16 protein-coding genes and 1 pseudogene are annotated in these 23234 nt (G+C 72.6%); 10 read left to right on the top strand and 7 right to left on the bottom strand.

Going from position 1 to position 23234, the window contains the following annotated elements:
• Positions 1-116: 116 nt before the first annotated feature.
• Complete coding sequence (locus ACIHCM_RS11845) at positions 117-752, top strand: hypothetical protein (protein ID WP_399892971.1); 636 nt, start codon at positions 117-119, stop codon at positions 750-752.
• Between the two features lie 202 nt (positions 753-954).
• On the opposite strand, the gene ACIHCM_RS11840 is transcribed toward ACIHCM_RS11845, so the two are convergent.
• Entirely contained in the window at positions 955-2625 is a 1671-nt protein-coding gene (locus ACIHCM_RS11840) for an AMP-binding protein (RefSeq protein ID WP_399892968.1), read from the bottom strand.
• 301 nt (positions 2626-2926) lie between these two features.
• On the opposite strand from ACIHCM_RS11840, the gene ACIHCM_RS11835 reads away from it, so the two are divergent.
• The gene (locus tag ACIHCM_RS11835) at positions 2927-5743 is read left to right on the top strand and encodes an AAA family ATPase (RefSeq protein WP_399892965.1); all 2817 of its coding nucleotides are present in this window, start codon (positions 2927-2929) and stop codon (positions 5741-5743) included.
• Between the two features lie 216 nt (positions 5744-5959).
• Positions 5960-6751 (top strand): S1 family peptidase, encoded by a 792-nt coding sequence (locus tag ACIHCM_RS11830; RefSeq protein ID WP_399892962.1) that lies wholly within the window; start codon positions 5960-5962, stop codon positions 6749-6751.
• 110 nt (positions 6752-6861) lie between these two features.
• Here ACIHCM_RS11830 and ACIHCM_RS11825 read toward each other — a convergent pair whose 3' ends face one another.
• Entirely contained in the window at positions 6862-7956 is a 1095-nt protein-coding gene (locus ACIHCM_RS11825; protein WP_399892959.1) for a winged helix DNA-binding domain-containing protein, read from the bottom strand.
• Between the two features lie 266 nt (positions 7957-8222).
• Here ACIHCM_RS11825 and ACIHCM_RS11820 point away from each other — a divergent pair, with 266 nt between their 5' ends.
• The 4 genes and pseudogenes from ACIHCM_RS11820 (at position 8223) to ACIHCM_RS11805 (ending at position 12838) form a co-directional block, all read left to right on the top strand.
• Positions 8223-9236, top strand: coding sequence for a magnesium and cobalt transport protein CorA (locus ACIHCM_RS11820; protein WP_399892955.1), 1014 nt, complete (start codon positions 8223-8225; stop codon positions 9234-9236).
• 107 nt (positions 9237-9343) lie between these two features.
• A pseudogene (locus ACIHCM_RS11815) lies at positions 9344-9564 on the top strand (hypothetical protein); the annotation flags it as partial.
• A gap of 434 nt (positions 9565-9998) precedes the next feature.
• Positions 9999-12446, top strand: coding sequence for a CHAT domain-containing protein (locus tag ACIHCM_RS11810; protein WP_399892952.1), 2448 nt, complete (start codon positions 9999-10001; stop codon positions 12444-12446).
• A gap of 62 nt (positions 12447-12508) precedes the next feature.
• Positions 12509-12838 carry a hypothetical protein gene (locus ACIHCM_RS11805; RefSeq protein ID WP_399892949.1) on the top strand — a complete coding sequence of 110 codons (330 nt, stop codon included), beginning with the start codon at positions 12509-12511 and terminating at the stop codon, positions 12836-12838.
• A gap of 17 nt (positions 12839-12855) precedes the next feature.
• On the opposite strand, the gene ACIHCM_RS11800 is transcribed toward ACIHCM_RS11805, so the two are convergent.
• Together ACIHCM_RS11800 and ACIHCM_RS11795 are read right to left on the bottom strand one after the other, a co-directional pair.
• A complete protein-coding gene (locus tag ACIHCM_RS11800) occupies positions 12856-13500 on the bottom strand; it encodes a DNA alkylation repair protein (RefSeq protein ID WP_399893391.1) in 645 nt (214 codons plus the stop codon).
• A 154-nt stretch (positions 13501-13654) separates the two neighbouring features.
• Positions 13655-16528, bottom strand: a complete 2874-nt coding sequence (locus ACIHCM_RS11795; RefSeq protein WP_399892946.1) for a SpoIIE family protein phosphatase — start codon at positions 16526-16528, stop codon at positions 13655-13657.
• Between the two features lie 158 nt (positions 16529-16686).
• On the opposite strand from ACIHCM_RS11795, the gene ACIHCM_RS11790 reads away from it, so the two are divergent.
• A complete protein-coding gene (locus ACIHCM_RS11790; RefSeq protein WP_399892943.1) occupies positions 16687-18753 on the top strand; it encodes a SpoIIE family protein phosphatase in 2067 nt (688 codons plus the stop codon).
• Positions 18754-18979: 226 nt separating this feature from the next.
• On the opposite strand, the gene ACIHCM_RS11785 is transcribed toward ACIHCM_RS11790, so the two are convergent.
• Together ACIHCM_RS11785 and ACIHCM_RS11780 are read right to left on the bottom strand one after the other, a co-directional pair.
• Positions 18980-19516, bottom strand: a complete 537-nt coding sequence (locus ACIHCM_RS11785) for a D-glycero-alpha-D-manno-heptose-1,7-bisphosphate 7-phosphatase (RefSeq protein ID WP_399892940.1) — start codon at positions 19514-19516, stop codon at positions 18980-18982.
• On the bottom strand, positions 19513-20514 hold the full coding sequence (locus ACIHCM_RS11780) for a glycosyltransferase family 2 protein (RefSeq protein WP_399892937.1): 1002 nt from the start codon (positions 20512-20514) through the stop codon (positions 19513-19515). The genes ACIHCM_RS11785 and ACIHCM_RS11780 overlap by 4 nt, the downstream gene beginning before the upstream one ends.
• A 108-nt stretch (positions 20515-20622) precedes the next feature.
• Here ACIHCM_RS11780 and ACIHCM_RS11775 point away from each other — a divergent pair, with 108 nt between their 5' ends.
• Both ACIHCM_RS11775 and ACIHCM_RS11770 read left to right on the top strand, forming a co-directional pair.
• Positions 20623-21462, top strand: coding sequence for a polysaccharide deacetylase family protein (locus ACIHCM_RS11775; RefSeq protein WP_399892934.1), 840 nt, complete (start codon positions 20623-20625; stop codon positions 21460-21462).
• Positions 21463-21555: 93 nt separating this feature from the next.
• Entirely contained in the window at positions 21556-21996 is a 441-nt protein-coding gene (locus ACIHCM_RS11770; protein ID WP_399892931.1) for an SRPBCC family protein, read from the top strand.
• 66 nt (positions 21997-22062) lie between these two features.
• Here ACIHCM_RS11770 and ACIHCM_RS11765 read toward each other — a convergent pair whose 3' ends face one another.
• Positions 22063-23217, bottom strand: a complete 1155-nt coding sequence (locus tag ACIHCM_RS11765; RefSeq protein ID WP_399892928.1) for an XdhC family protein — start codon at positions 23215-23217, stop codon at positions 22063-22065.
• Positions 23218-23234: the final 17 nt, after the last annotated feature.

The raw sequence follows: 23234 nt of genomic DNA, 5'->3' as shown, positions 1-23234 counted from the left end.
GGTAGCACTTCCGTATAGCGGAAAGTAACTTCTACTATCTGGAAACAATGTAAGGCTCGGTGCCAAATGCCGTCAAGGCGCGGACAGGCAAGGGGAGGGAGGAGCACGATGTGGCCATGCCCGAGAGCCTGCCGGTGCGCTGCCCGGCCTGCCGGCGCGAGCACCTCTACACCGCGCCGTCCTACCCCTGCGCCTGCGGCGCCCCCGCCGGCCCACCACTGGACCCGCACGCCGCGCCGCAGTCCGTGGCCCACCGCAGCTGGGACGAGGAGTGGGTGGAGGTCCCCTGCGTGCCCTGCGGCCGGCGCAACCAGTGGCCGCGCCCGGAGCTGGGCTGCCCCTGCGGAACGGTGCTGCGCCTGCCCGTGGCCGGTCCCCGGCCACCGGTCGCCCTGCGCACCGCCCGCGACGCGGTCACGGCCGCCGCCCTCTATCTGCATCGCCTGGGCCACCGCGACCTGCGCCGCGCCGACCAGCGGCCACCGTCCGGGATCGGGCTCTCGGCCCGCGGCCTGCTCGCCCAGGTCGACCCGTCCGGGCACCCGGCCACGGTGCGGGACGTGGAGTGCCTGTGGCTGACGGCCATGTCGGAGTCCGTGCGCTGCGTGTACTTCTCGCTGGCCGGATACGTCCCCGAGGCCCGCGCCCGCGCCGACACCCTCGGCGTCCCGCTGTTCGCCGTCGACGACCCCACCGGCACCCCGCGCCCGGTGAACCAGCCCGCCGACACCCTGCACTCCACCCTGACCTGAGACGGCGGGGTCGCGGGCCCCCGGAGCAGCCCTCAGAGGTTGTGGCCGCCCGGCGGCGCGACGGCCGTGCCGCCGGCCTCTCCGAGGGCGGCGGTCTCCAGCCCGCCCTGGCCGTTCCTGCCGTCGGCCAGGGCGACTCCGGTGCCACGCCCGGCGCTTCGATCGCGGCGCGATCCTCCCGAAGGCTGCCGTGCGGGCCGTGTCAGCGGAAGTCCTCCTCGCGGTACTCGTTCACCGAGCCCGCGGCCGTGGCCTCCCGCAGTTCGATACGGCGGATCTTTCCGGAGACGGTTTTCGGCAGGCTCGCGAACTCCAGCCGCCGGATGCGCTTGTACGGGGCGAGGGTGTCGCGCGAGTGCTCGAACAGCACCTTCGCCATGTCGGGTCCGGCTTCCCAGCCCTCGGCGAGGACGACGTAGGCCTTGGGGACGGCGAGGCGCAGGGCGTCGGGGGCGGGGACGACGGCCGCCTCCGCCACCGCCTCGTGTTCCAGCAGCGCGCTCTCCAGCTCGAACGGCGAGATCTTGTAGTCGGAGGCCTTGAAGACGTCGTCGGCGCGGCCCACGTAGGTGATGTAACCGTCGTCGTCGCGGGAGCCGATGTCACCGGTGCGGTAGTAGCCGCCCGCCATCGCCTCCGCCGTCCGGTCCGCGTCACCGTGGTAACCGGTCATCAGACCGACCGGACGGGTGGACAGATCGAGGGCGATCTCGCCCTCGGTGGCGCCCGGCGCACCGGAGACCGGATCCAGCAGCGTCACGTGGTATCCGGGGCTGGGCCGGCCCATGGACCCCGTCTTCAGGGGCTGCCCGGGGCTGTTGGACACCTGCACCGCGGTCTCCGTCTGGCCGAAACCGTCCCGGACGGACACCCCCCACGCCCGCCGCACCTGCTCGATGACCTCGGGGTTGAGCGGCTCCCCGGCAGCCACCACCTCGCGGGGCACCGTGCGCAGCTGGGTCAGGTCGGCCTGGATGAGCATCCGCCACACCGTCGGCGGGGCACAGAACGTCGTCACACCGGCCCGGTCCATCTCCGTCATCAGCCGGGCCGCGTCGAAGCGGGTGTAGTTGTGGAGGAAGACGGTCGCCTCGGCGTTCCACGGGGCGAACAGGTTGGACCAGGCGTGCTTGGCCCAGCCCGGTGAGGAGATGTTCAGATGCACGTCGCCGGGCTTGAGGCCGATCCAGTACATCGTCGCCAGGTGCCCGATCGGATACGACGTGTGGGTGTGCTCGACCAGCTTCGGGCGGGCCGTCGTCCCCGAGGTGAAGTAGAGCATCAGCGTGTCGTCGGCACGGGTGGGACCGTCGGGCGTGAAGCCGGCCGGGGCCGTGTAGGCGTCCTCGTAGCGAAGCCAGCCCTCCGGCGCGCCCCCGACCGCGATGCGCGTGAAGTCGCCCGGCACCTCGTCGAACTTGCCGCAGTCCCCCGCACGGACGAGGACGTGCCGCACGCGCCCGCGCTCCACCCGGTCCCGCAGGTCCGCCGGGCCGAGCAGGGGCGTGGCCGGGATGACGACCGCGCGCAGTTTCATCGCGGCCAGGGCCGTCTCCCACAGCTCGGCCTGGTTGCCCAGCATGACGAGGATCCGGTCGCCGGCGCCGACGCCCTGTGCGCGCAGCCAGTTGGCGGCGCGTGCCGATCGCCCGGCCAGGGCGGCGAAGGAGAGCTTCAGCTCGGCGCCGTCCTCCTCGACGATGTGCAGCGCCGTGCGGTCGTTGCCGTCCGCGACGACGTCGAACCAGTCCAGCGCCCAGTTGAAGTGCTCCGGGCGCGGCCAGCGGAAGCCCGCGTGGGCGGTGGCGTAGTCCTCGCGGTGTTCCAGCAGGAAGTCCCGTGCCTCACGGAACTGCTCCGTCGCCGTCGTCATCCGTCCTCCTCGGTGCCGGACCGCCGCCGGGCGGCTCGCTCACATCGTGTACTGCGCGACGCGGGTGTCACCACCCCGGAACGGGGTGAGTGCCGCATGACGAGGGTGGACCTCCGACGCCGGTCGCGGACACCGCCGCGCCCAGGCATGGGCAGCCTTCGGTACGGGCAGACCATTCACCTGACGGTCGTCTGAATTTGCCCATGCACCCCTGTTGTTATTTCCCTCACCATCTCGGCGCTCCGGATTTCAAGGAGTTGTTGCCTAGAATTTGGCCCGAACACGACACACGGAGGGAGCGGTGACCGTGCGACGGGACTTCAAGGAGCCTGCCAGAAGCCGCCCCGACCTGGTCATCGGCCAGGAGGAACTGTTCACGGCGGCACGTGCGCAGCTCGGCCGCGGTGGCAGCGTGCTGCTCCACGGGCCCGCCGGAATAGGAAAGTCGACCGTGCTGCGGGCATTGGCCGCCACTAACGCCGAGGCGGCACGGACCGTGTTGCGCTGCTCGGCGACGGAGTCCGAATCGCATCTGCCCTTCCTGGCCCTGGCCGACCTGCTCGGCCTGGTGCTGGACGAGGTCTCGGGCAAGCTGCCCGCCGCGCAGCGCACGGCGCTGGAGTCGGCGCTCACCGGCCGCGGCGAGTCCACCCTCCAGCGCGACGGCCTCGCGCTGCGCCTCGCCGTGCTGTCCGCGCTGAGGGCGCTCGCCGCCGAAGGGCCGGTCCTGGTCGTCGCGGACGACGTGCAGTGGCTGGACCCGGCCAGCTCGGAGCTGCTGGGCTTCGCCGCCCGCCGCCTCGGCGACACCCCCGTCACGATGCTGTGCGCGGTGCGGACCGAGGGCCAGGAGTACGACCGCCATCTGCGCACCTCTCCCCCGGACACCCTCGCCGTCCGGCTCGGCCCGCTCTCCCGCGCCCAGGTCGCCGCGCTGCTCGACCACCGCGGCTACAGCGGCCTGCCGCGTTCCACGGTCCGGGACATCCACCGCACCAGCGGCGGCAATCCGCTCTTCGCCCTGGAGCTGGGCCGCGCCCTCGCCGAGAACCCGACTCCGCCGCGCCCCGGCGAGCCGCTGCCGGTGCCGACCTCGCTGCGGGCGCTCGTCCTGAGCCGGCTGGAGATGCTTTCCGCGGACGCCCGCCACACCCTTCTCGTGGCCAGTGCGGGCGCCCGGCCCACGCTGTCCCTGCTGCACGCGGCAGGCCGGGAGAACGCCGAGGCCGAGACCGCCCGCGCGGCCGAACTCGGGCTGCTGGCCACGGAGCCGGAGGGCCCCGCCGTACGCTTCGCCCATCCGCTGGTCTCGGCGGCGCTGTACGCCGAGGCGCCCGCGCACCAGCGGCGGGCCGCGCACGCGGCGCTCTCCACGGCCGCCTCCGATCCGATCGAGCGGGCGCGGCATCTGGCACTGGCGACGACCGGAACGGATCCGGAGGTGGCGGCCCGGCTCGCCGGCGCCGCCATGCTGGCCCGGGACCGCGGCGCGCCCTCGGTGGCCGCCTCGCTCGGGCTGCTCGCGGCGCGGCACGCGCCGGCGGACAGCGTGCCGGGGCCGGACGAGCGCCGGTTGCAGGCGGCCGAGGACGCGATCACGGCGGGCGAAGTGGACCTGGCCCGGGACATCGCACGCGAGGTGCTCACCCGGGCCACGTCCGCGGCCGAGCGGGTGCGGGCCTGGATGGTGGTGATCGAGGCGGCCGGACAGGCCCTCGGGGAGGTCGACGCCGTCTACCCGCAGGCGCTCGCCGACGCGGGCGACGACCCGCGGCTGCTGGCCCCGGTCCACTACCAGCTGGCCTGGCGGGCGCTGGTCGTCGAGGGCGACTTCGCCGAGGGCCGCGAGGAGGCCGCGCACGCCGCGGACCTGGCGGCCCGGGCCGGGGACCGGCGTACCGAACTGCTGGCGCTCGCCTTCCAGGCGCAGGCCGAGACCCTGATGGGTCACCCGGACGCGCCGGCGACCATCAAGCGTGCGCTGAAGGAGCCGCAGGACCCGCAGGTGGCGTGTCACCACAACGGGGCGGGCTCCACCCGATTCCGCTGGCTGCTGATGAGCGACCAGTTGCAGGAGGCCCGCACCACGGTCACGGCACTGCTGCGCGAGGTGCGGCGGCGCGGCATGGTCGAGAGCGAGGTGCACTTCCTGCGGCTGCTGGCCGAGACCGAACTGCGCTCCGGGCACTGCGGACGCGCCCTCGACCTGGCCCGGGAGAGCCTGCGGCTGGCCCGCGACTCCGGCATGGGCGAGGTGGCGTCGGCGATGCTCACCTCGCTCGCCGAGGCCTCCGGCGGCAGCGCGGACCAGGCGCTGGCACTGGCGCGGGAGGCGGTGCAGCACGCCGAGGAGGACGGCGACCAGATCTATGTCTCCCGCGCGCTGGCCGCCCTCGGATACGTCCAGCTGGTCGCCGGGGACGCGCCGGGCACCGTCCGGTCACTGCGCCGGGTGCGCGAGCTGGAGCACGGGCTCGGCGTCACCGACCCGGCACGCGGGCGCTGGCACGGGGACCTCGCGGAGGCGCTCGTGCGGATCGGGGAGCTCACGGAGGCGCAGGACGTCATCGACGTGACACGCGGGCAGGCGCTGCGGCTCGGGCGGGAGAGCGTGCTGGCGGTGCTCGACCGGGCGGAGGCACTGGTGCGGGCGGCGGGCGGCGAACACGAGGCGGCGGTAGGCCAGCTGACGTCGGTGCAGGACCGGCTGAGCAAGCTGGGCTACGGGCTCGAAGAGGCGCGTGCCGCCTTCGAGCTGGCGCTGCTGCGGGCCGGGCGGGAGCCGGGTCCGACGGCGTACGACGAGGCGGCCCGGCTGTTCCGCCGGTGCCGGGCGCTGCCCTGGCTGCGACAGGTCGACGCGGCCGTGGCGGCGGGTGCGACGCCGGACCGGCGGCCGGCCCCGGCTCCGGCGCCGGCCGCGCTGGAGGGGCTCGCCTCGATGGAGCGTCAGGTCGCGGCGCTGGTGATGGAGGGCGCGACCAACCGGGAGATAGCCGGGCGGCTGTTCATCAGCGTCAAGACGGTCGAGGCGACACTCACCCGGGTCTACCGCAAGCTGGGGATCCGTTCCCGGGTGGACATCGTCCGGCTGGCGGCGGGACGGCACGTCAGGTAGGCCGTACGCCACGCCAGGCACCGGGCGGGGGACACCGAACCGAGGGTTTTCCCTGCCCCAACTCCCCTAGGGGGTTCCCTCATTGGGGTGGGTGGGCATCCGGCCATAGTTTATCCACGTGCCGCTCGCCGGGCACACGGGGGTCGGACCCGAGTCCCTCGTGCTCCACCCCCCGACCCGCGCGACCCCCCACCGGCAACCCCCTTGAGGAGACTCATGTTCGGGCTCACCCGTGCGAGAAGGACCGCGGCCCTCGTCGCCGCGACCGCTGCCGCCGCCACGACCGCGCTGCTCGCCTCCCCCGCCGCCGTCGCCGCCCCGCAGCCCATCGTCGGCGGTACCACCACCACGACGACCGCGTACCCGTTCATGATGCAGATCACGGACGCCTCGCAGGACCAGTTCTGCGGCGGCACGCTGGTCTCGCCGACGAAGGTCGTGACCGCCGCCCACTGCATGGTCGGCGAGAGCACCGGCAGCGTCCGCGTGGTCGGCGGCCGTACGTACCTCAACGGCACCAACGGCACGGTGAGCCGGGTCAGCAAGATCTGGATCCACCCCGGCTACTCGGACGTCACCAACGGCGACGACGTGGCCGTTCTGACGCTGTCGACGTCCATGCCGTACACCGCGGCGAAGTACGTCTCCTCCTCGCAGACCTCGGTGTACGCGGCCGGCACCACGGCCCGCGTCCTCGGCTGGGGCACCACCTCCCAGAGCGGCAGCTCCTCCGACCAGCTGCGGACCGCGACCGTACCGGTCGTGTCCGACTCCAGCTGCCGCGGCTCCTACGGCTCCGACTTCGTGGCGAGCGACATGGTGTGCGCGGGATACACCTCCGGCGGCGTGGACACCTGCCAGGGCGACAGCGGCGGCCCGCTGCTCATCGGGGGCGTCCTCGCGGGGGTCACCTCCTGGGGCGAAGGCTGTGCGCAGGCCGGCTACCCGGGCGTCTACACCCGGCTGACGACCTTCTCCAGCCTGGTGAGCGCACAGGTCAACTCGTAACGCACCAAGACCTCCTGAGTATCCCTCAGGTAGTCGAGCCAGGGGGCGGGGGGGGGGGGGGCCCCCCCCGCCCCCCCCCCCCCCCCCCCCTCTCCATGCGCCGGCCCGCACTACGGCAGGACCGTTGCGAAGCGGATGTCGTACGACGCTCCGTGGTGCAGCACCTGGAGCACGCGCCGGCCCTCCTCGGTCACCTCGTCGCGCTGGGCCCGGGTGAGGCCGCCGAAGGGCTCGACGACCAGGGCGCCGTCGAGCAGCCGCCAGACGCCGGCCAGGAAGCCGTCGACCAGGAGCGGGCAGTGAACGGTGTTCACCTGCCAGGTGCGGCCGTGGTGCGCGGGCGGCACCACGCGGGTGCGGTCGGCGTGCGACAGCAGCAGATTGTCGAACTCGGGCAGGAAGCGGGGCGGGGCGGGGGTCTCCGGGTCGGGCCGGGGGGCGTCCGGGAGGTCGAAGAGTTCGGTGCCGCGCTCGTCCCGGAAGGTGACCAGCCGCGGGCGGAGCCTTTCGAACACGGGGCGCATCCGGGTCAGGCCGGACCAGGTCTGCATGTCCTGCACGGAGGCGGGACCGAAGGCGCCGAGATAACGCAGCACGGCGCTCTCCGCGGTGGCGGCCGGCTCGGAGGGGCGGCCCAGCCAGTGCTCGGCGGTGGTGAGGGAGACCTGGGCGCTCCTGCCCCACACTCCGCGCGGGGTGACCTGGACCAGCGGGAGCGTACAGCGGGCGGCGACGGCGAGGGCCTGCGGATCGGCGTCCGGCCACTCGGCACCCAGGGCCTCGCGCAGCTGACGCATGGTGCGCGGCCCGGCCTCGACCAGCTCACGTGCGAGGCCGGCGAGCCGCTCCAGGTCGACGCCGGCGAGGCCCTTGCGGAAGATCCGGAGCTCCCGGTCGCGGGCGGGCTGCACCAACGGTCGCAGGGTCAGGGAGTCGTCGGCGGTGTGCAGATGGATGGTCGAGCGCAGGGTGACGATCCGGACCGCCTCGCGGTCGGTCAGCAGGGCCGAGAGGTCCTCGGGGCGGAAGCCGTCGAGGCGGGCGGCGAGCGCGTAGTACGGCGGCTTGACCTCCTGGGCCTGAAGGCCGACCAGGTGCTCCAGCGCCGCCTTCGCCGGCAGCGGCGCACGGCGCAGGAGCAGCTGGCGGTCGAGGGTGGCGCGGTTGAGGGCGCGGGTGCCGAGCACGGCTGTCGTCGTGGTCATGCTCCGCACGCTAGCGGCGCTTGCGGACAGCTTCGGTCCGCGATTCCCGGCGATCGGTCGTTCACCGCCCCGCCACGCCGCCGTTTGCCCCGTATATCCTTGCGAACGATCACACCGCCGCCGCGGACCGGCCAGGGAGGTACCCCATCGCCTGGAAGAACCCGTCGAAGAGATCCGGCCTGCGACGCGCGCTCCCCCCGCGCCAACCGGCCGACCCGCCCCTGGCCGCCGGACCGGCCACCGCGCGGGACGCGGAGATCGGCAGCGTGGTCGAGGCGGCGCTGTACGAGGACGGCGTCCGGGTCTCCTCCCCCGCGACCCTGGCCGACACCTACCGCGAGCTGAGCCGGAAGCCGGCCGGTATGGCCTGGATCGGCCTCGCCCGCCCCACGGAGCGTGAACTGCTCTCCCTGGCCGAGGAGTTCGACCTGCACCCGCTGGCCGTCGAGGACGCGATGGAGGCGCACCAGCGGCCGAAGCTGGAACGCTACGGCGACACCCTCTTCGTCGTCCTGCGGGCGGCCCGCTATCTCGACGCCTCGGAGGAGGTCGAGTTCGGCGAGCTGCACGTGTTCGTCGGCCCCGACTTCCTGATCACGGTCCGCCACGGCGCGGCACCGGACCTCTCCGCCGTCCGCCGCCGCATGGAGGAGTCGCCGGAACTGCTGAGGCTGGGCCCGGAAGCGGTCCTGTACGCCATCCTCGACACCGTCGTCGACGGCTACGCGCCGGTCGTCACGGGCGTCCAGACCGACATCGACGAGATCGAGACCGAGGTGTTCCGGGGCGACCCGGAGGTCTCCCGGCGCATCTACGAACTCTCCCGCGAGATGGTCGAGTTCCAGCGCGCCACCCGCCCCCTGGTCGGCATGCTGCACGGCCTGATGGCGGGCTTCGCCAAGTACGGAACGGACGAGGAACTCCAGCGCTACCTGCGGGACGTCGCCGACCACGTCACCCACACCAGCGAACGCGTCGACGGCTTCCGCCAGGCCCTGACCGACATCCTGACGGTGAACGCCACGCTGGTGACGCAGCAGCAGAACGCGGAGATGCGGGCGCTCGCGGAGGCCGGATTCGAGCAGAACGAGGAGATCAAGAAAATCTCGTCGTGGGCGGCGATCCTGTTCGCTCCGACGCTGGTCGGGACGATCTACGGGATGAACTTCGAGGACATGCCTGAGTTGCATTGGAGCTTCGGATACCCCTTTGCGATCGGCCTGATGGGGGTGGTTTGCGTCAGTTTGTACCTGATATTCAAGCGACGGGACTGGCTCTGAGTCCCTGCTGGGGATCTACTCATCGAGCTGTGGCCGGTGCTGCGCACCCTCGTCGGTCGCACCAGGGCAGTCGCTCGCCATATCTCTTGGTCCTCACCGGCGGGTATGCCGAGCTCGAGGAGTTCGCCGCTGCCACGCCCGCGGCCGCTTCGAGCGCGATGACCTCCAAGCGAGCCTCACCGGCGCGCAGTGGACCGACGACGAAGCCTTCGCCGCCTACAGCCTCGGCGACGCCACCATCACAGCTCTGCACACCTGGGCGGTGGGGTGGGCCGACGACCTCGCGAGCCGCCCCCTCGAAGAGTCCGGTGCCTGCGACATCGGCTGATCACGCCCGGCCGAGACAACATCCAGTGGTCGAAGGTGACGGTCGGGTTGGAGTTGGCCGAGCCATCGGGCGAGCGCATCGGGCGAGCGCATAGGTGCCGAGGACGTGAAAGCGGTCCCCGCGACTTCACGAGCGCGGGCTTCCAGACCTCGACAGTGAAGATGTTGGCGCGGAACGCCGGATCGATGTTCCGAATCGCGGCCGCGGAACGCTGCGGGCCGACGCAGAACGGCGGAATGTCCTTCACAGGACCACCGGTCGGATGCTCGCCTGGAGTGTCCCGAATTCTCGCAATCCGGTCCCCCCGGCCGCCTCGGAACGGCATGATTTCCGTGGCTACCCCGCTGCCAGACCTCGGCCGTACCGCGCCCTGGATCTTCTGGTGACCTACGGGGAGCGTGAGGTGCTGGGGGGCACAGATGAGATCAACCGCGTTGGGGCGTCTTCTCGCTGTCGCGGGACGTTTCGAGCGCCGACGGCTGCGTCCTGACCGGGGGAAGCCGGCTTCCCCCGGCATCAAGCGGATCGCGGGACTCATCGACGCCTATCTGGAACGCGGTACCGATCTGCCGGAGCAGTTGCACCGCGAACTGCTGGATCTCGAAGGCCTCCTCGGCGGGGTGACGCTCGCCGATGCCGAGGACTCGGGAAACGCGGGGTTGTCCTACGTGCGTTCGATACTGATACGCATCACCCAACAGCCGCTGGGGCCCGACGCGGCCCCGCGCGCCGACAGGCACCTCGCGATCCTTTACGAACTGCTCGGGCGTGAATATGTGCGGTTCGCCGACTGGGCCACCGCGGCGGAGTGCTTCGCAGGCGCTGCAATCTACTGGCGCACGCCCCGTCACAAACGCCGGACCTTTTGTCAGATGGTCGTCTTCACCATGAAGGCAGGAGATCGGGACGGTGCGCTCGAACATCTGAAGACCATTGAGGGGGCGACCCACGGAGTGTCCGCCGTCTTTCACCGGATAGCCACGCGGGTGCTGGACGAGGCGCCGGGCATCGGCGCGCACGAGGTCGCCGGGATCGAGCGGGTGCGCAAGTTGGGGATCATTCCCTACACCTACCTGGTCTCCTGCCTCGCGGCGCGTCTCGCCGACGACACGCAGCCGGAGCGGGCGCTCGGGCTCCTGACCTCGGCGATCGGGCACCTGGCCGAGGAACGGGCCGACTACTGGCTGATCGGGGATCTGGAGCAGCGGTCCGCGGCGATCCGGGTAGACCTGGGCCGGCACGACGAAGGGCTCGCTCTCGCTCTCGCCGCCTGGGCGAAGCTGGACGCTCAGCGCTACCGAGCCTGTTCGCACACACAACGTGTCGCTCTGTGGACCAACTTCGGCCCCGCGAGGCACGCGGCGCTGACGGCGGCGGCAGCCCTCGGTGACAGTCGGGCCATGGCCGAACTGATCGAGTCGTGCCGGCTCCAGTCCATGATCGGCACGATCGTCGAGGTCGATGCCGAGGAGGAGAAGACGAAGCTCGCGGACAGCGGGTTCAGCGCGTCGTCGGCGCCGGCCGAGGCGGCGGAAAGCAGCACACCGCTGGTGTCCCAGGCATTGTTCACCGCGCTGAACGACGCGTTCGGTGCGACGCTGCTGCACTTCCCTTCGCCCGTGTCCTTTCAGGGCACGGCACTTCTCATGCCTCACTACGGCAACGTGCTGCAGGCCGGGAGGGCACCCGCACTCGTGCCCCGCGCACTGGACGAAGCACTGCCCATGGGCCTCTTCTGGTCCTCACACGTGGAGGACGGGTTCCTCTTCTGGTTCGCCGCCCGGGACAGGGAGCCGATCGGGTACGGCAAGGTCGACCTCCGGGAGCGGGATCGCATCAAGCCGGTACTGCTGGCCCTCGCCGGGCAGGCCCAGTCGTCGGAACCGAAGACCTGGAGCCTGTTCCCGTACCGGCGTGGCCCCGGTGACTACTACGAGCCGTACACCCACCTTGAGAGCTGGAAGTCTGCCGAGGAACAGATCATCACCCGCACGGTCGGCGATCTCCTCCCGCCTCCGCTGGTCGCGGAACTGGGCGCGGCGACTGCGGCCGAGCCCGCGTCGCTGACGATCTCGGCGGCGCGCGAACTGGCCTGCGTTCCCTGGCCGATCGCGATGATCCCGGGGACGGAGGACCGACTGGTGGAACGGGCCACACTGCGGATGTGGACCTCCACCCCCAATCAGCTCACACGCTCGGCGCGCAGCGTGCGGACGGCCCGGCCGGCCTCCGCACCCGCACCGTTCCTGTTGGCCTGCGACAACCCGGACGGAACACTGCGTGAGCGGACCTCGGAATCCGTGGTGCGGAGCGCGGTCACACTGCTGGAAGCAGCCGGGTCCCCCGTGCCCGCCTCGAAGGACGCCCTGCTCCGGGCACTTCACCACGTCGGGCCGTCGGCCCATGGACTGTTCTTCTACCGCGGGCACGCGGTGCACGACTCCGACCCGGCATGGGCCGCACTTCCACTGGCCGAGGACGACTTCCTGAGCTCGGGCGAACTGTTCGGCAGCCTCGACGACGGCACTCCGTTCCTGCCGATGCCGGCCCAGGTGGTCCTCTCGTGCTGCTCCAGCTCGACCTCCTCCTCCCTGGGAGGTGAAACCCTCGGTCTCGCGGCCGGCGCCGTCCAGTCGGGGGCCGACCAGGTGATCGCCACGTGCGTGGACATTCTCGACACGTCGTTCACCGAAGTGTTCGAGGACCTGATCGTGGAGGGAATGCTGGAGCGACCTCAGGGCGATCACGCGGATCTGCTGCGGAGGCTTCAGCTGCGGATGCTCAACGAGTGGAAGATCTGCTCCCTGCGGGGAACGACGGACACCGGCGATGACATCCGTGATCCGCACCCCGTCATCTGGGCCTCCTACCAGGCGTACTGACGCACCAAAGGCTCGTCCGTGCGCACCGTGCGGCGACTCCGACCACGTTGAAGGGGCAGCTCTTGATCGCTGTAGTCATGCCGTCCGAACTCGCCGACGCCCTCGTGCGTCAAAGACTGGCGATCCGCCCCGGCACCCGGGGCTCCGCCGCCGAGATCGCCTTGATCGGTATCACCGTGACCACGACCACCATCAGCCTCCTTCAGGGACCGGACACCTTCCTCAGGCTCACGGAGCTCATTCGGAACACCTTCGAGCGACCCGACGGCATCACTGTCCAGATCACGGCGAAGGGCGAGAAGGTCAACATCGAGATTCCCGCCGACACCGGCGCCGATGTCGCCACCGTGGCCCGACGGATCCAGGACGCCCTGATCGAGGAGGACGACTAGCCAAAAAGCGACAGGCCCTACGTCTCCTGCCGGCGGCGCACCATCTCCGCGATCCAGACGGGCGCGAACGGAGAGGTGCAGTTCGGGGGTGTCGGGTAGTCCTTGAGCACTGCCAGGCGCTCGCCGATGTCGATCGCGCGGGCGCGGTACCCGGCGTGCTGGATCCCGATCTGCGCCAGACAGTGGTTCATCGCCCACTGCAGACGATCCGGGGCGTCCTTCATCTCCGCCTCGATGACGTCGAGCAGCCCGTCGAGCTCCAGGCCCTCGGGCTTCTTCGCCACCCGCTCGGTGGTCAGCGCCCAGCCGGCACTCGCGACCACCGGATCCGGGTCCGTGAACCAGGCGCGGCGCAGTTCCTCGGAGTGCGGGCTCTTCTTCACCACGTAGTTCACGAGCCAGTCGTGCACCTTGGGGGCGCGGGTCTCGCGCACCATGGTGTCCAGTTCGTCCCGTTCGAACGCCCTCGGACGGCAGATCAGGATCGCCAGGAGCCTCGCCGCGGTGTCGTCCGTCCGCCAGAGCTCGCGCGCGAGATCCTGCTGGGTCCTGAGCTGCTTCGCGAGCGCGCGCAACTTGCCGAGATGCACGCCGTGGTCGTCGCCGTGCTTCTCGTTCACCGCGCGCATCTTCGGGTCCTCGAGCGCGGCCAGCTCCGCCATGACCTGCGCCACCGTCGTCCCGGTCACTTCCGCATCCTGTCCTTCGCGCACGGAGGCCAGCCTACGGCTGACGGTGACGCCGGAGCGTAAGTGAGGCCCGGATGCCCCAGCCACGCTCGGCCGCGGGCCGGGCTGCGTCCGGCGCTCGACGGCGTTACGGGATCTCCTGTTCCGCCCAGATGATCTTCCCACCGTGGGTGTGGCGGGCGCCCCAGCGGTGGGCGAGCTGGGCCACCAGGAACAGGCCCCGGCCGCCCTCGTCCGTGCTGCGGGCGTGCCGCAGGCGCGGTGCGGTACTGCTGGCGTCGGCGACCTCGCAGGTCAGCCGGGAGTCGCGGAGCAGACGCAGGTGGATCGGCGGCTCGGCGTAGCGGACCGCGTTGGTGACCAGTTCGCTCACGATCAGCTCCGTGGTCATGGCCAGCTCCGTGAGGCCCCAGTCCTCGACCTGGAGGGTCGCCCTGGCCCGGGCGACGGCGACCGCCGCGGGGTCCGCCGGTACGTCCCAGGAGACGACGTCGTCGTCGCCGAGGGCGTGGGTGCGCGTCAGGAGCAGTGCGATGTCGTCGGGCTGGGGCACGGGCACCAGCCGTTGCACCACGGAAGCGCACAGCGCCGCGAGGTCGGGGGCCGGGTCCCGGCAGGTGTGCGCGGCGCGATTGGCTCCCTCCACGCTCTCGCCGCTCACCCCAGCAGCAGACGCCCGGTCACCACAACTCCCCGCCGCCGTCGCGCCCCCGCCGGCCTCCGGCCCACCCGCATCCCGGTCGCCGTCCCCGGCCTCGGGCCCGCCCGCACCCGACGCGCCCTCTTCGGAACCCACGGCACCCGCACCCGAATCGCCACCGTCCGAGCCCGCCGCCCCCGCACCGTCCGCTTCGGAACCCACGCCGCCCGCACGCCGCTCGACCCCATCCGAACCCACGCCGCCCGCACGCCGCTCGACCCCATCCGAACCCACGGCACCCGCACCCGAATCGCCACCGTCCGAGCCCGCCACCCCCACGCCCTCCCCACCCCCGGTGCCCGCTGCCCGCGCCGCGTCCGGGTCTGTGGGATGCCGGGCCAGGACCTCGCCGAGCCGGGACATGCCGAGTTCCATGTCGCGGTCGGCTCCCGAGACGAGGCCGTCGGTGTAGAGCCCGAGGAGGCTGTTCTCGGCGAGTTCGATCTCGGTGGACTCGAACCCCAGGCCGCCCAGTCCGAGCGGTGGCCCGGCCGGAGGCTCCGGGAAGGAGACCTGTCCGCCGGGCGCGACGACGACCGGGGGCGGATGCCCGGCGCGGGCCATCGTGCACCGCCTGCTCACCGGGTCGTAGACGGCGTACAGACAAGTCGCCCCGAGGAAGGCGGTGGTGCTCTCGTCGGTCTTCTCCTCGCTCAGCCGCAGCACCAGGTCGTCGAGGTGGGCCAGCAGGTCGGCGGGCGGCAGATCCATGTCGGCGAGGGTCTGCACGGCGGTGCGCAGCCGGCCCATCGCCGCCGCGGCGGTGATGCCGTGGCCGACGACGTCGCCGACGACGAGGCCCACGCGCGCCCCGGACAGCGGGATCACGTCGAACCAGTCGCCCCCGACCCCGCCGCTCGGGTCGGCCGGCAGATAGTAGGAGGCCACCTCCAGCGCCGTACCGCCCATCAGGGCCTGCGGCAGCAGGCTGCGTTGCAGGGTGATCGCCGCCGTGTGCTCCCGGGTGTAGCGGCGGGCGTTGTCGACGCACAGCGCCGCCCGCGCCACCAGCTCCCGGGCCAGCAGCACGTCGTCGGGCTGGAACGGGGTGGGATTGAGCGAGCGCAGGAACGTGGTGAGGCCCAAGGCGGTGTTGCGCGCCCGCATCGGCACGGAGAGCAGGGAGTGCAGCCCGAAGTCACGGATGGACTCCACGCGCGCGGGCTGCTCGGCGACCCAGAGGGCGTCGGACGGGTCGAGCACCGGAATGAGGATCGGCTCTCCGTCGATGAGCAGGTTCACGTCGTGCGGCGGCGGGAGGAAGTCCACCCGGTCCCCGACCCGTGCCACGGCCTCCGGGCAGCCCCGTCGCACCGAGCTCATGCCGGCGCGGCGCATCACCGGCCTGGCGGACGCCGGACCCGCGTCGGTCAGCCACGCTCCGTGCCCCTCGGTGCTGAGGACCGGTTCCAGGAGGTCGACGACGACGAAGTCCGCGAAGCGGGGGACGGCGAAGTCGGCGAGTTCCTGCGCCGTACGCATCACGTCCAGGGTCCGGCCGATGCTGGTCCCGGCGTCGTTGACGAGCGACAGCAGCTGGCGGGCGTTCCACCGCTCGGTGACGTCCAGGACCATGTAGCAGACGCCGGTGACGAGGTCGTCGTCGTCCGTCAGCGGGAAGAAGGACGTCGAGTAGGCGTGCTGGCGGTGCGGGTCGGCCCAGCTCCAGCCGACGTACTCGTAGTCGGTGACGGGGACACCGGTGAGCAGCACCTTGCGCATCAGGCCTTCGAGGGTCTCCGCCTGGAGCCCGGGCAGCAGCTCGCTCAGACGGCGGCCGAGCCGCTGCTCCCGGGGGACGCCGCCGAAGCGTTCCAGGGTGTCGTTCATCCACACGTAGCGCAGGTCCAGGTCCACGACCGCCATGCCGACCGGCGAGCGGGTCAGGAAGCCGTCGACCACGCTCTGCCCGACGGTCCACCGCTGGCGCTGCTCCCGCGCCGACACCAGGAAGCACTCCTGCGAGCCGATCCGGAAGCAGGCGGAGACCCGAAGGTCGGCGTCGATCCGGCGGCCGTCGCGGTGCCGCAGCGGGACGTGGCCGCTCCACCCCATTCCGGCGCGGCACCGGTCGGCGACGGCGCTCGCGCGGACCGGATCCACGGGCCCCGCCGGCAGCCGGGCGGCGGAGGAGCCGACGACGTCGCGCGCCGGGAGCCCGAGGAGTTGCTCCGCCGCGCGCGTCCAGCCGATCACCTCGCCGGTACCGGAGACCACCGCCGCCGCGTCCGTGGACGCGTCGAGGAGGTCGCGCGTGCCGGGGGGCGCCGGCGGTTCGGAACCGTGTCGCGCAGAGTCCATGGGTCCCCATCCTTTACACGACCATGTTCCTGCTAGTCCCTCCGATGTGCACGGTCCCGGGGGGTTGCCGGGATCCTCGGACTGGGCAAGGCAGGGGGCGGGGGGCAGCATGGAAGGGCACGGCGTCACTTCCGCCGGCCGGTGGAGGAGGATCAGGGATGACAGCCGAGTCCTTCCAGCCCGACGAGGACGAGTACGGCCCGGAGCCGCCCAGGCCGATCGGCCTGCTCGACGTGCTGAGTGTGGCCGCGGTGGTGGTCGACGCCGACGGGCGGATCGTCTTCTGGACCCCGCAGGCGCAGGAGCTCTTCGGCTACACCGCCGAGGAGGCACTCGGCACCTACGCGTCGCGGCTGTTCGTCCACCCCGAGCATCTGCCGGCCGTGGCGAAGCTGTTCGCGGAGGTGCTGGAGACGGGCCGGAGCTGGGCGGGGGCGTTCCCGATCCGGCACAAGGACGGCAGCAGCCGGCTGACGGAGTTCCGCAACATGCGGCTGCTGGACGACCTCGGGGACGTCTACGCCCTGGGCCTGGCCGCCGACCACAACTTGCTCCAGCGGGTCGAGACCGATCTGGCGCTGTGCGAACGGCTGATCAACCAGTCCCCGATCGGCCTCGCCCTTCTCGACCCCGACCTGCGGTATCTGCTCGTCAACCCGGCACTGGAGCGGATCGACGGGGTGCCCGCCGAGGAGCACATCGGCCGTCATCTCAGGGAGCGGCTGCACCTGCCGGACATCGACACCATCGAGGCCTGCCTGCACCAGGTGCTCGCCACCGGGACGCCGCTGCTCGACCAGTACCACGTGGGCCGCCCGCCGGCCGACCCCGAGCACGAGCACGCCTGGTCCCTGTCGTTCTACCGGCTGGAGGATCCCGGCGGGCGGGTCCTGGGCGCGGCCACCTCGGTCGTCGACGTCACCGAACGGCACCGCGCGGCCGCCGAGGCCGACCGGGCCCGGCGGCGGCTGGCGCTCATCGCCGACGCCTCCACCCGGGTCGGCACGACGCTGGAGGTGGAGCGGACCGCGCACGAACTGGCCGACATCGCGGCGTCCGAGCTGGCCGACGTGGTCGCCGTGGACGTCCTGGACTCGGCGCTGGCCTGCCGCCGTACCCGGGCGCCGGACAACGGGCCGGAACTGTTCCGCGCCCTGGCCCTGAAGGCGGCCCATCCGACCGTGGCGCTGCGCGCCGCCGACACTCCCGGGGACCTCGCCTCCTACGAGGGGGACCGGCTGGTCACCCTGTGCGTGCACACCGGCCGGCCGGTGCTCGTACGGCATGTCGGCGAGCGCGACCTGCCGCGGATCGCCCGGGACGACGAAGCCGGCGCGTTGCTCGCGCAGGCCGGCGTCCACTCGTATCTGGCCGTGCCGCTGATCGCGCACGGCGAGGTGCTCGGCGCCCTCGACCTCAAACGCACCCGCAACGCGCTGCCGTTCGACCAGGACGACGTGGTGCTGGCCGGTGAGCTGGCCAGCCGGGCCGCCGTGGCCATCGACAACGCCCGCTGGTTCCAGAGCGTGCGCAACACGGCCCTCACCCTCCAGCGCAGCCTGCTGCCGGACCACGCGCCGCACCACACCGGGCTGCAGCTGGCCTCCCGCTACCAGCCCGCGCAGTCCACCAGCGAGGTGGGCGGCGACTGGTACGACGTGATCGGCCTGACCGACGACAAGACCGCCCTGGTGGTCGGCGACGTCATGGGCAACGGCATCGACGCCGCCGCCACCATGGGCCGGCTGCGCACGGCGACCTGCGCCTACGCGGACCTCGACCTCGAACCCGAGGCGGTGCTCCAGCACCTCGACAAGATCACCTGCGATCTGGAGCACTACATCGTCACCTGCCTGTACGCCGTGTACGACCCCCGCACCGGACAGTGCCGTATCGCGAACGCGGGACACATGCCGCCGGCGCTGGCGCGGCCGGGCCGGTCCCCCGAACTGCTCGATCTGCCCGCCGGGACCCCGCTGGGCATCGGCGGCATCCCGTTCGAGGCCACCACGGTCGACCTGGCCCCCGGCGACCTGCTGGTCCTGTACACCGACGGCCTCGTCGAAACCCGCCACCACCCCATCGACGAGCGCCTCGCCGCCCTGCTCACCTTCCTCGACGAACCCCGCCGGCCCCTCGAGGAGACCTGCGACCTGCTGCTGTACGGCCTGCGTCACCCCGAGGACCACGACGACGTCGCCCTTCTCGTCGCGCGGGCCCTGTAGTCAAGTCGGCCCTGCCGAGGATCGATGGGCCGGGGGTCAACCCGGCGGGGGCTCAGCGCGGCCGGGGGGCAACGCGGCGGTGGTTCAGAGCGGCCGGAGGTCAACTCGGCAGAGGAACAGCACGGCCGAAGGTCAACCCGCCGAGAAACAGCACGGCCGGAGTCAACGCGGCCGAGGAACAGCACGGCCGACGGTCAACGCGGCAGAGGAACAGCACGGCCGGAGGTCAACGCGGCCGAGGGGAAACCGTCCGGCCGGAGACCAGCGACCGCACCGCCTTGCGCAGGTCCGGGGCGGCGTCCCCGGCGGTCTCCTGCGGCCGGGTGCGGGCGGTCGCCACGAGCATGCCGCGGGCACCCGCCCGGCGGGCGGCCTCCACGTGGGCGCCGGTGTCGCCGATCACGGCACAGTCCGTGGGGGCCGTGCAGATGCGGCCGGCGGCCCAGAGGATCAGGCCCGGCTCGGGCGGGCGGCAGTGGCACCCGTCCGCCGGGGCGTGCGGGCAGACCCCGCGGACGTCGAAGGGGCCGAGGAGCTCCTCGACGCGGGCGTCGACCCGCCGTACATCGGCCTCGGTGAGCAGCCCGTCGGCGATACCGGGCTGGAAGGTGAGCAAGCCGGTGCGGATGCCGTGCAGGCGAAGCAGTGCGAGCGCCTCGTGGGCGCCGTCGGCGGGGCGGACCCGGCCGGGGTCGGCGTTGCCGGGGGCGTCCTCGACGAGGACGCCGTCGCGGTCGAGGAGCACGGCGCGGATCCGGCTCATGGCGCCGCCTCCCGCCACGCGGGGACGCCCCGGTGCCGCCACAGGCCGCTCAGCCAGTACCAGCTGGCCGCCGGTGGGATGAGCGCGCTGGTCACCAGGAGGGTGGCCACCTCGTCCCGGGTGCGCGGCCCGGGGGCGATGCGGGCCCAGGCGAACTCGGCGGTGCCGGCGGCCCAGAGCGACGCGGCGGTCAGGGCCGCCGTCCGCCGCCCGGCCGCCGCGAGCGCGCACGCCGCCGCGCCCGCCGCCGTCACGGCGAGGTGGCCGCGGATACGCCCGCGCGGCGCGACCGCCTTGTACCACCATCCTGGGCCGTGCAGCCGCAGCATGAGCGCGTCGTCCGCGTGCCCGCGCTGAGCGGCCAGCGAGGCCCAGCGGCCGGTGGCCGGCACGGGGTGCCGAGTGGTGCGCCGCCCCTGCCGGATGCCCCAGCCCGCGTCGAGGAGCCGCAGGGCCAGGTCGACGTCCTCGCGGTGGGCGCGCAGGAAGCGTTCGTCGAAGCCGCGGGCCTGCTTGAGCGCGTCGGTGCGATAGGCCATGTCGACGGTGCCCCAGCGGGCCCGCGCCCGGGCCACCGTCTCGCGCTCCCGGTCGGTGGGGCGGCGGTGGCGGGGCAGCGGCACCGAGATCACCCCCTGCACCCCGGCGGTGTCGGGGCCGGCGGCGGCCAGGTCCTGGGTGAGCTGCTCGCACCAGTGCGGGCCGACCTGGGCGTCGTCGTCGAGGAAAGCGACCCAGGGTGAGGCGATCGCGCGCAACCCGGAGTTGCGGGCGGCCGCCGGTCCGCGCCCGCCGCCGTGCAGCACGGTCGTACGGTCGCGCAGGTCACCCAGGACGCTCAGCGGATGCTCCAGCGTGCCCGGATCCGGGTCCGGCCGGTCGTCGACGAGGACGATCTCGCGTGGCGGCGGACCGGTGGCGGCGGCCAGTGCGCCGAGGCAGTCGGCCAGTGTGTCGTGGACGAGCGTGGGGATCACCACGGCGTATGCGGTGGTCATGTGTGGCCGGGTGCCAGCATGCGGCCGCCTCAAACCCTCCCGGAGCACTCCGGACAATCAGAGGACCCACTATGAACTCCGCGTATACATCGTGTGTATAGTCTCGGCATGCCTCTTCGACCTGGAATTCTCCGCAGTGCCGGTGCGCCTTCCGCGAGCAGGTCGTCCCGGCCGCCCGGGAAGACGCGAAGACGGGGCTCCACGTTCCGTGCCGCCGCGACTTTGCTGGCGGCTCTCTGTCTGCCGCCCGTCCTGGCGGGCTGCACGACCCTGGAGACCACCGCCCCCAGCGCGGTCCGCGCCGAGGGCGCGACCGGCACCGAGGCCGCGTTCGGCACCGTCGACTGCCGCCGCGCGAAGTGCGTGGCCCTCACCTTCGACGCGGGCCCCAGCGAGAACTCCCCGCGCCTGCTCGACATCCTGAAGGAGAAGCAGGTCCCGGCGACCTTCTTCCTGCTCGGCAAGCGGCACATCGAGAAGTACCCGGAACTGGTCCGGCGGATGGCCGGCGAGGGCCACGAGATAGCCAGCCACACCTGGGACCACAAGATCCTCACCGAGCTGGAGCCGGACGAGATACGCGAGGAACTCCGGCGCCCCAACGAGGAGATCGAGCGCCTCACCGGCCGTCGCCCCACCCTCATGCGCCCGCCCCAGGGCCGCACGGACGACACCGTGCACGAGATCAGCCGCGAACTCGGCCTCGCCGAGGTCCTGTGGAGCGTCACCGCCAAGGACTACACGACCGACGACTCGGCCCTGATCCGCCGGCGTGTCCTCGACCGGACCGGCCGGGACGGGATCATCCTCCTGCACGACATCTACGACGGCACCGTGCCGGCCGTGCCCGGCATCATCGACGCGCTGAAGAAGCGCGGATACGTGTTCGTGACGGTCCCCCAACTGCTGGCCCCCGGCAGGGCCGAACCGGGCGAGGTCTACCGCTAGGGCTGCCGGACAGGCCCTGGTGCCCGGATGTCGCCGTCATCCGTTCGTGCGGCCCTACGGCCCGGCGTCGCGCGGGCCGCCTAGGATCCCAGCGTGGCCACCTTCCTCCTCGAACGCACGGCGCCGCTCACCCCGGCCGAGGCCTGGCGCCGGCTCACCGACTGGCCCCGGCACGGTGACGTCGTCCCGCTGACCCGCGTCACCGTGCTCACCCCGGAGCCGACGCACGAGGGCACGGTGTTCGTGGCCCGTTCGGGCGTCGGGCCGCTCGCCTTCGACGATCGGATGGAGGTCACCGTCTGGCAGCCGCCGGACGACGACACCCCCGGCCGGTGCCGCCTGGAGAAGCGCGGCCGGGTCATGCGCGGCTGGGCGGAGATCGAGGTCCGCCCCGGCCCGGGTGGGCGCGCGCACGTGGTCTGGCGCGAGGAACTGCGCGTACGCCTGCTGCCGACCGCCTTCGACGGCACCCTGGAGCGGGCGTCCCGCCTGGTGTTCGGGCGGGCGGCGAACCGCTTGCTGCGGGGGCGGTGACCCGCGCCCCCGGGGTCCGCGCAAGGGCACGGACTCCGCGGGCGCGGACAGGGCAGGACGCCCGGCTCAGGCCACCGACCCGATCCGCCCCGCAGGTGCCGAAGGGGTGTCGTGGTGGATCGGGGTGTGCGCGCCGGCCAGCGAGACCCCGCTGCCGCCGCGCCGGCCCGCGACGATCTCGGCGGCGATGGACAGTGCCGTCTCCTCGGGCGTCCGGGCGCCGAGGTCCAGGCCGATGGGCGAGTGCAGGCGGGCCAGCTCCAGGTCGGTGACGCCGACCTCGCGCAGCCGCCTGTTGCGGTCGAGGTGGGTGCGGCGGGAGCCCATGGCGCCGACGTAGGCCACCGGCAGCCGCAGCGCGAGCTGGAGCAGGGGCACGTCGAACTTGGCGTCGTGGGTCAGCACGCACAGGACCGTGCGGCCGTCGACGAGGGTGCTCTCCAGGTACTTGTGGGGCCAGTCGACGACGATGTCGTCGGCCTCGGGGAAGCGGGTCCGCGTCGCGAAGACGGGGCGGGCGTCGCAGACCGTGACGTGGTAGCCGAGGAACTTGCCGACGCGGACCAGCGCCGAGGCGAAGTCGATCGCACCGAAGACGATCATGCGAGGGGCCGGGACCGACGACTCGACCAGCACCGTGAGCGGTGCTCCGCACCGGGAGCCCTGCTCACCGATCTCCAGGGTGCCGGTGCGGCCCGCGTCCAGGAAGGCGCCGGCCTCGGCCGCGACGGTGCGGTCCAGCTCGGGATGGGCGCCGAAGCCGCCGTCGTACCACCCGTCGGGGCGGACCAGCAGCGCGCGGCCGCCCGTCAGTGCAGCCGGGCCGGAGACGATCCGGGCCACGGCGGCGGGCTCGCGCCGGGACGCGGCGGCCACCGCGGCCGCCACCACCGGCCGGACGGGATCGTCCGCCCGGACCGGGGTGACCAGGATGTCGATGACGCCGCCACAGGTCAGGCCGACCGCGAAGGCGTCCTCGTCGCCGTAGCCGAAGCGTTCCAGGACCGGCTCGCCGTCCTGCAACGCCTGTTGGCACAGTTCGTAGACCGCGCCCTCCACACATCCGCCGGAGACCGAGCCGATCGCCGTGCCGTCGGCGTCCACCGCGAGGGCGGCGCCGGGCTGGCGCGGGGCGCTGCCCCCCACGGCCACCACGGTGGCCACGGCGAAGTCGCGTCCCTGCTCGACCCACCGGTGCAGCTCGTCGGCGATGTCCAGCATCTGTCGGTCTCCTTAGC

This window comes from Streptomyces sp. NPDC052023, from assembly GCF_044548465.1.
GTDB lineage: Bacteria > Actinomycetota > Actinomycetes > Streptomycetales > Streptomycetaceae > Streptomyces.
Note: the sequence above shows the minus strand (reverse complement) of the source record. Positions and strands in the feature narration are given on the sequence as shown.

Bases quoted from the DNA above. Each gene is read 5' to 3' on its own strand.
- ACIHCM_RS11845 (WP_399892971.1), top strand. From the start codon at position 117: ATGCCCGAGAGCCTGCCGGTGCGCTGCCCGGCCTGCCGGCGCGAGCAC.
- ACIHCM_RS11840 (WP_399892968.1), bottom strand. From the start codon at position 2,625: ATGACGACGGCGACGGAGCAGTTCCGTGAGGCACGGGACTTCCTGCTG.
- ACIHCM_RS11830 (WP_399892962.1), top strand. From the start codon at position 5,960: ATGTTCGGGCTCACCCGTGCGAGAAGGACCGCGGCCCTCGTCGCCGCG.
- ACIHCM_RS11825 (WP_399892959.1), bottom strand. From the start codon at position 7,956: ATGACCACGACGACAGCCGTGCTCGGCACCCGCGCCCTCAACCGCGCC.
- ACIHCM_RS11800 (WP_399893391.1), bottom strand. From the start codon at position 13,500: ATGGCGGAGCTGGCCGCGCTCGAGGACCCGAAGATGCGCGCGGTGAAC.
- ACIHCM_RS11795 (WP_399892946.1), bottom strand. From the start codon at position 16,528: ATGGACTCTGCGCGACACGGTTCCGAACCGCCGGCGCCCCCCGGCACG.
- ACIHCM_RS11790 (WP_399892943.1), top strand. From the start codon at position 16,687: ATGACAGCCGAGTCCTTCCAGCCCGACGAGGACGAGTACGGCCCGGAG.
- ACIHCM_RS11785 (WP_399892940.1), bottom strand. From the start codon at position 19,516: ATGAGCCGGATCCGCGCCGTGCTCCTCGACCGCGACGGCGTCCTCGTC.
- ACIHCM_RS11780 (WP_399892937.1), bottom strand. From the start codon at position 20,514: ATGACCACCGCATACGCCGTGGTGATCCCCACGCTCGTCCACGACACA.
- ACIHCM_RS11775 (WP_399892934.1), top strand. From the start codon at position 20,623: ATGCCTCTTCGACCTGGAATTCTCCGCAGTGCCGGTGCGCCTTCCGCG.
- ACIHCM_RS11765 (WP_399892928.1), bottom strand. From the start codon at position 23,217: ATGCTGGACATCGCCGACGAGCTGCACCGGTGGGTCGAGCAGGGACGC.